This window comes from Deltaproteobacteria bacterium (assembly GCA_028818775.1).
Lineage (GTDB): Bacteria > Desulfobacterota > Binatia > UBA9968 > JAJDTQ01 > JAJDTQ01.
In genome coordinates this window covers 1-6,075 of record JAPPNE010000159.1, presented here as the reverse complement: position 1 = coordinate 6,075, position 6,075 = coordinate 1, and the positions used below count along the sequence as shown (strand labels likewise).

The window sequence follows — 6,075 nt, the reverse complement described above, 5'->3', positions numbered from 1 at the left end:
AGCACCTCGCCGCGTCCCATGACGGCGTCGAAGGCCTCATCGGGACCGAGAGTCGGTCCGCCGCCCAGTCCGAAGGCGGCGCGCACGGCCCGGACGCCGCCGGCGTCGAGGGCGCGTCCGATCATCGCCTCGCCCTCGTCGGTGGCGAGGCGCCGCACCCGCATGTTCTCGGCCCCCAGCCGGTCCCAGACCGGCAGGAGAAGCCCGGTGACGAGCCAGAAGCGCGATTCGGTGTGCGACGGCAGGCCGGCGACTTCGGCCTCCCAGAGCGTGCGCCACTCGGACTCTTCGGCCTCGCGCCAGTTCGAGGCATCGAGTTCGGCCCTCGCCATTCCCTCGCGGGTGGCAGGCCGGAGGAGGCGTACGCGTTCCTGCACGCCCCCGTCGTCGAACAGCATCGAGGGCGCGGACAGGAGGACGGCCGCGCGTTTGGAGCGGGCGTTGACGAGGAGCGCAGGCGCGCCGGCCTTCGCGGCCGCATCGAGCGCGGCCTCGGCCGTCGTCGGCACGAGCCGGTCGCGGCGGAGGACCTCGACGAGGCCGGTCGCAGCCCCCGTTCCGGGGTGGGTGTAGAGCGTCTCGCGGCCGGCCGCCGTGAGCGAGTCCGCGATCAGGGTCTCGACGCCGACCTCGTAGGTCCCCGCCTCGACGGCCGCCTCGATGTTGGACTCGACCCGCGATTCGAGTTCGGCGAACAGCGCGTTCTGCTCGTCGATGGGAAGCGCGAGCAGGCGGTTCAGGAACCTCGGCATGGGCGGGAGGTCCTCCTTGAGCGCCCCCTCGTAGGTGAGTTTCAACCCAGTCGCCTCCTCGAAGCGCTCCAGCGGCCAGCCAGGCAATCCGCCCCGCCACAAGGCGCCGTAGAACTGGCGGAGCGCCGCGCGGGCGTAGGGGCTTTCGAGGTTGTCGGCGGCGCGGAAGAACGTCGTCTCGCTCCCGGCCATGGCGGTCTGGGAATTACGCTGGCCCCGGGTGATGGCGCCCAGGGAATCGAGCCTGCGCGCGATGGTGGCGATGAAGCGCCGCTCGCCCTTCACGTCGGTGGTAACGGGCCGGAACAGAGGGGCCGAAGCCTGGTGCGTCCTGTGGGTGCGGCCCAGGCCCTGTATCGCCATGTCCGCCCGCCAGCCGGGCTCCAGCAGGTAGTGGACCCTTCGCTGCGTGTTGGCGGCGGAGAGATCGGCATGGTAGCTGCGTCCCGTGCCGCCCGCCATCGAGAAGACGAGGATCCGCTTCTCCCCGTCCATGAAGGCTGCCGTCTCGGCGAGTGAGGCCGAGGCCGGGCGTGCCCGCAAGGCGAGCCGCTCGCCCCGGGCGTCCTCGATACGGAGCACCCTCCGGGAACGTCCCGTCACCTCGGCCACGGCGTCGTGGCCGAAGCGGTGCACGATCTGGTCCAGCGCCGCAGGTACCGGCGGCAAGGAGGCCAGCTTCGCAATCAGCGCATCCCGCTTTGCCAGGGCCTCCTGGGAGAGCACGGGGTTCCCGTCCTCGTCGACGGCGGGCCGGCTCATCAGGTTCCCCTCCTCGTCGGTGAACGGCTCCTGGAGCTGCACCGGGAAGGCGTGGGCGAGGAAGTCGAGCACGTATTCCCGGGGCGTCAAGTCGATCGAGAGATCGTCCCATTCCGAGGCCGGGATCTCCGCGATTCGCCGCTCCATCAGGGCCTCGCCCGTGGAGACGAGCTGGATCACGGCCGAGCGGCCGGCTTCCAGGTCGCTCTCCACGGCGCGGATGAGCGAGGGGCACTTCATGGAGGTCAGGAGGTGGCCGAAGAAGCGCTGCTTGGCGCCCTCGAAGGCGGAGAGCGCTGCGGATTTCGCGTTCCTGTTCAGGGTCTCCTCGCCCTGCATGATCCCGGTGGCCTCGAGGGCGTCGTGCAGGTTGGCGTGGATGACCTTGAAGGCGCCGGCGTAGGCGTCGTAGATGCGGCGCTGCTCAGGCGTGAGCGGGTGTTCGAGGATGTCGACCTCGATTCCCTCGTAGGATAGCGCCCGCGCCTGGTAGAGGCCCAGGGCCTTGAGATCGCGGGCGACCACCTCCATGGCGGCGACGCCGCCCGCCTCCATCGCCGAGACGAATTCCTCCCGGTTCTCGAAGGGGGTCTCGCCGGCGCCCCAGAGACCGAGGCGTCCCGCGTAGGCGAGGCCGGTCACGGTGGTGGCGCCGGTGGCCGAGACGTAGAGCACCCGGGCGCCGGGGAGCGCACGCTGGAGCCTGAGCCCCGCCCGTCCCTGGGCGGAGGGCTTGACGGCGCCCCGGGATCCCTTCGACCCCGCCGCGTTCGCCATGGCGTGGGACTCGTCGAACACGATCACGCCCTGATACCCGTGGAGGTCTTCCGCGTCCAAGCCGCCCGCGAGCCAGGCGACGACCTGTTCGAGCCGCGACGCCTTGCCCTCCCGGGCCGGCGCCCTGAGCGTGGCGTAGGTGGCGAACAGGATCCCGCTCTCGTGCGGGATGTCGGCCCCCTGGCGGAAGTTGCCCAGCGGGATCACGTCTTCGGCGCGTCCCCCCAGCGCCGCCCAGTCCCGGCGCGCGTCTTCCAGCAGGTTGGCGGAGGCCGAGAGCCAGAGCGCCCTCTTTCGCCCGCGGAGCAGGTTGTCGAGGATGACGGCCGCGACCTGCCGTCCCTTGCCGCACCCGGTGCCGTCGCCCAGCATCCAGCCGCGGCGGAACCGGACCGGCGCCGATAGGACTTCGCCGTCCTCGGTGACGGTCTCCTCAGCGGTATCGTCCTCCTCGCAGCGGCGGACCGTCTCCCAGCCGGCGCCGACCCGGTAGCGGGCGGAGAGGTGGCGCTCTTTCGCCTCGCCGGCAAGGACGACGCTCTCGAGCTGGGCGTCGGAGAGCAGGCCGTCCGTAACGACGCGTTCTGGCAGCAGCGGGCGGTGCGTGGGCGCGGGGTGCGCGACGGCGGCCATGGCGGCCGACTGGACGAGGGGCGTGGGATGCGCCACAGCGCCCGGGACGCGTGCGACGCTCGGCCGCCAGGGCGCGTAGGGGCCCGCCGTCTCGTCCTCGCCGCACGGCGGGGCCGCCGCGTATGCGAGCTCCGTGACGGAGCCTAAGTCGCGGGACGGTCCGGGCGCCGGACGCCCGTTGCTCTTCACCCCGGTCTTGCGCGCTTTCGTCCCGGCCGTCGTCTCGCCGAAAAGATTGCGGAGCGGGACGTCCGGCGCCGGCGTCCCGGCGGCGGGTTCGTGTGCCATGCGCGGCGGAACCCGCGCCGTGACCGCATCGAGCAGTTCGGCTGCGTCCATCACGCGGGTCTGGGGGTCGACCTCGATCCCTGGCTCCTCGCTTGTGTCGATCACGGTGAGGCGCGTGTCGAACGTCGTCCCGCGCCTCGCGTAGGCGCGCCCGTCGATCGCCGTCGTGAAGACGACGCGCGCGGGCGCCTCGACGGAGGAGAAGGCCGCCTTCCAGGCCGCATCGCCCGGGACGCAGCCCGCCGACGTGACGGCGACCAGACGCCCGCCCGGTCTCAGGGCGCAAAAAGCCGAGCGCAGGTGCCGGAGGTCCGCGTCATGACGTACCCGGGCGACGCCCGGCGTCGCCGAGAACGGCGGGTTCATGAGCACGACGTCCGGCCGGACTCCCGGGAGGCGGTCGGCGACGGCCTCCGCGTCGTGGCGGGTGACGCTTGCCCCGGGGAACAGGCGGGCGAGGAGGCCGGCGCGCGTGTTCGCGATCTCGTTCAGGTGAAGCGAGTTCTCGTTCCCGAGCGCGCACTGCGCCATCACGGCGAGCATCCCGGTCCCGGCGGAGGGCTCCAGGACGGCGTCGCCCGCCCGGAGCGCCGCCGCCCGCACCGCGGCGTAGGCGATGCCGAGCGGGGTCGAGAACTGCTGCAGGCGAACCTGGTCTTCCGAGCGCCTGGTGTGGGAGGGTTCCAGCGCGGCCAGTTTTTGCAGCATGGCCAGCATGGCGGCGGGACCATCGGCTCCGGCCCCGGCCCTTTGGCGCATGGCCCGGCCGTAGCGCTGGAGGAAGAGCACGACGGCGGCTTCCGCCGCCTCGTAGGCGTCCTTCCAGACCCAGGCGCCCTCGGCGTCGGTGGCGCCTGAGGCGCGCGTCATGGCGTCGCGCAGCGCGTTCTTGTCGAGCGGACGACCGGCCGCCAGGACGGGCAGCAGGGCCCGGGCGGTTTCAAAGAGCGCATCAGCTTCGGTGGGCGCTGTGGAGCGGGCGGCGTGCGGACGCACCTCCGCCGTCAGGGCTTGCGACATAGCTCTCTCCTCGGATGTCGTGGGAATGGGGGAGGCTGTGCCCGGGGGATCGCTCCCCCGGAACCTCCCGGACGCCCCGGCCTGGCCGGACTCGCCCTCTATCCGGTGCTGATGCGGATCAGGTCCGGCCGGCGCTGCGGAGTTTCGTGACGAGGCCTTCGATCGTGGCGGCGTCGGCGCCGCACGCCTCGCCCCAGCCCCGGAGGTTGCGCTCGAAATCGGCGAGACTGCCGAGATGCGCGTTGAAGAGCGGATCGACGTCCGTGGCCGCGAGGACGCTGTCGCCTGCGAGGGCGACGCCCGTGATGGCGGGTTCCGTCACGGGCGGAAGTTCGAGCAGCCAGCAGAGAAAGGCCTGAAACATCGGGGAGAGGCTCTCCCCGCGCCTCGGGTCCATGGGGTGTGCGGTCGCAGTCCGGGATTCGGTGTCGGGCATGGTTCTCTCCAGAATGTGTACGGGAAACGGACAGGTCAGCCGCAGGCCGTGATGCTCCTGCGCCCGGCGGCGTCGAGTTCGGGGCCGTATTCGACGACCCGTCCCGCCGCGCGGGCGGCCTCGGCGTAGGCGGAGAGGCCGAACTTCCCCTCGAAGTACAGGTCGCGCTCGATACCGAGGCCGAACGGCCCCCGGAAGGCTTGCAGCTCTTGGAGAGAGAAGCTCCCGATTTCCGGTGTGCCGAAACCGAGGTCGGCGAGCCCGAAGGCTATGGATTCATCCTCGGGGTCGAGTTCGGTTACGAGCCAGGTGCCTGCGCCGCTGGGGTTGAACAGCTTGAGGACGGGCGTGTGGTCGGCGCCGCGCTTGGCGCCGTTTGCGAGCAGTTGCTCGCGCTGTGCTGTCGTGACGAGTTCCATCGGTAGTGTTCTCCCTTGGATGCGAGGTGGACGTGGAACAAGGAACTGCGCGGGGTTCAGAAGCCGAGAACCCGGACCCGAGCCCGGCCCCCGGTCACGGTGACGTCGGGCGCGCCGTCGGCGCGGCGGCGGATCGTCACGAGCGGCTTGTTGCCGCGCGGGTGGGGCGGATCGGAGAGCTCGTTCGTGAGCGTGGCGCCGGGTGTCTCGAAGCGGAGCAGTACCCGCCCCCGGGACACCTCGACGGCGCCGCCGCCCGGCAGGCCGGGGTCGGTCAGGGTGATGATCGGCGGCTCGCCCCGCTCGGTGAAACGGTCGGGGACCGGCCACGCCGCTTCCGGGTCCCGGGTGTCGGCGCCCTCCCAGGCGGCGTCCACGAAAACCCTGCGGCAACGAACGTTCGACCGCCGGTCCGCATGGGCGTTCTCGACAGCCTTTTCCAGCGCTTCTTCCAGGGTCTCCGCTTCCACGGTGAGCGTATCGGCGAAGCGGGCCGCGTATCCGCACCGGACCGTCCAGGACTTTTTCATCGGACGTCCTCCCCTTCGGCGAAGTCGACGCCGATCTTCCCGCCGCGCACGGTGATGGTGACCGCGCGGTCGCGGGGGATGAGCCAGAACAGCTCGCGCCGCACCGCACAGGCGATCGTGCGCCTGAGCGCCTCCTCTTCCGAGCACAGGAGGCCGATGGCCAGGTGCATGGCTTCCTCTTCGAATCGCGCGCGCTGTGTCTCCCAACTGTCCGCGTCCGCCTCGTCCGACGGCGAAAACCAGGCGTCGCGCAGGAGGTCGGCGAGTTCGGCCGCCTCGATGCCACTGCCCGCCGTGACCAGCGGCCGGACGTCCGCGAGCCAGGCCCATGCCTCGCCGGCGAAGGCGAGGTCGGCGTCGAGCGCGATGGTCTCGCTCGTGCCGTCCGGATTCTCGACATCGAGGCTCATGCGGATCGCTTCGGGCCTCGGGAGCGGTTCGTTGGAGGGACCCGACCG

The 6,075-nt window shown here is 71.6% G+C and carries 5 protein-coding genes; all 5 read right to left on the bottom strand.

Annotated features, from left to right (window positions below; all coding sequences use genetic code 11):
• A partial coding sequence (locus tag OXU42_17370; protein MDE0031159.1) for a strawberry notch family protein occupies nt 1-4,232 on the bottom strand: 4,232 nt, incomplete at its 3' end.
• A gap of 118 nt (nt 4,233-4,350) precedes the next feature.
• Nucleotides 4,351-4,668 carry a hypothetical protein gene (locus OXU42_17365; protein MDE0031158.1) on the bottom strand — a complete coding sequence of 106 codons (318 nt, stop codon included), beginning with the start codon at nt 4,666-4,668 and terminating at the stop codon, nt 4,351-4,353.
• Between the two features lie 35 nt (nt 4,669-4,703).
• Nucleotides 4,704-5,087, bottom strand: coding sequence for a DUF2958 domain-containing protein (locus OXU42_17360; GenBank protein ID MDE0031157.1), 384 nt, complete (start codon nt 5,085-5,087; stop codon nt 4,704-4,706).
• 56 nt (nt 5,088-5,143) lie between these two features.
• Nucleotides 5,144-5,617: a hypothetical protein gene (locus tag OXU42_17355; GenBank protein ID MDE0031156.1), complete on the bottom strand. Its 474-nt coding sequence runs from the start codon at nt 5,615-5,617 to the stop codon at nt 5,144-5,146.
• A partial coding sequence (locus OXU42_17350) for a hypothetical protein (GenBank protein ID MDE0031155.1) occupies nt 5,614-6,075 on the bottom strand: 462 nt, incomplete at its 5' end. The genes OXU42_17355 and OXU42_17350, both read right to left, overlap by 4 nt.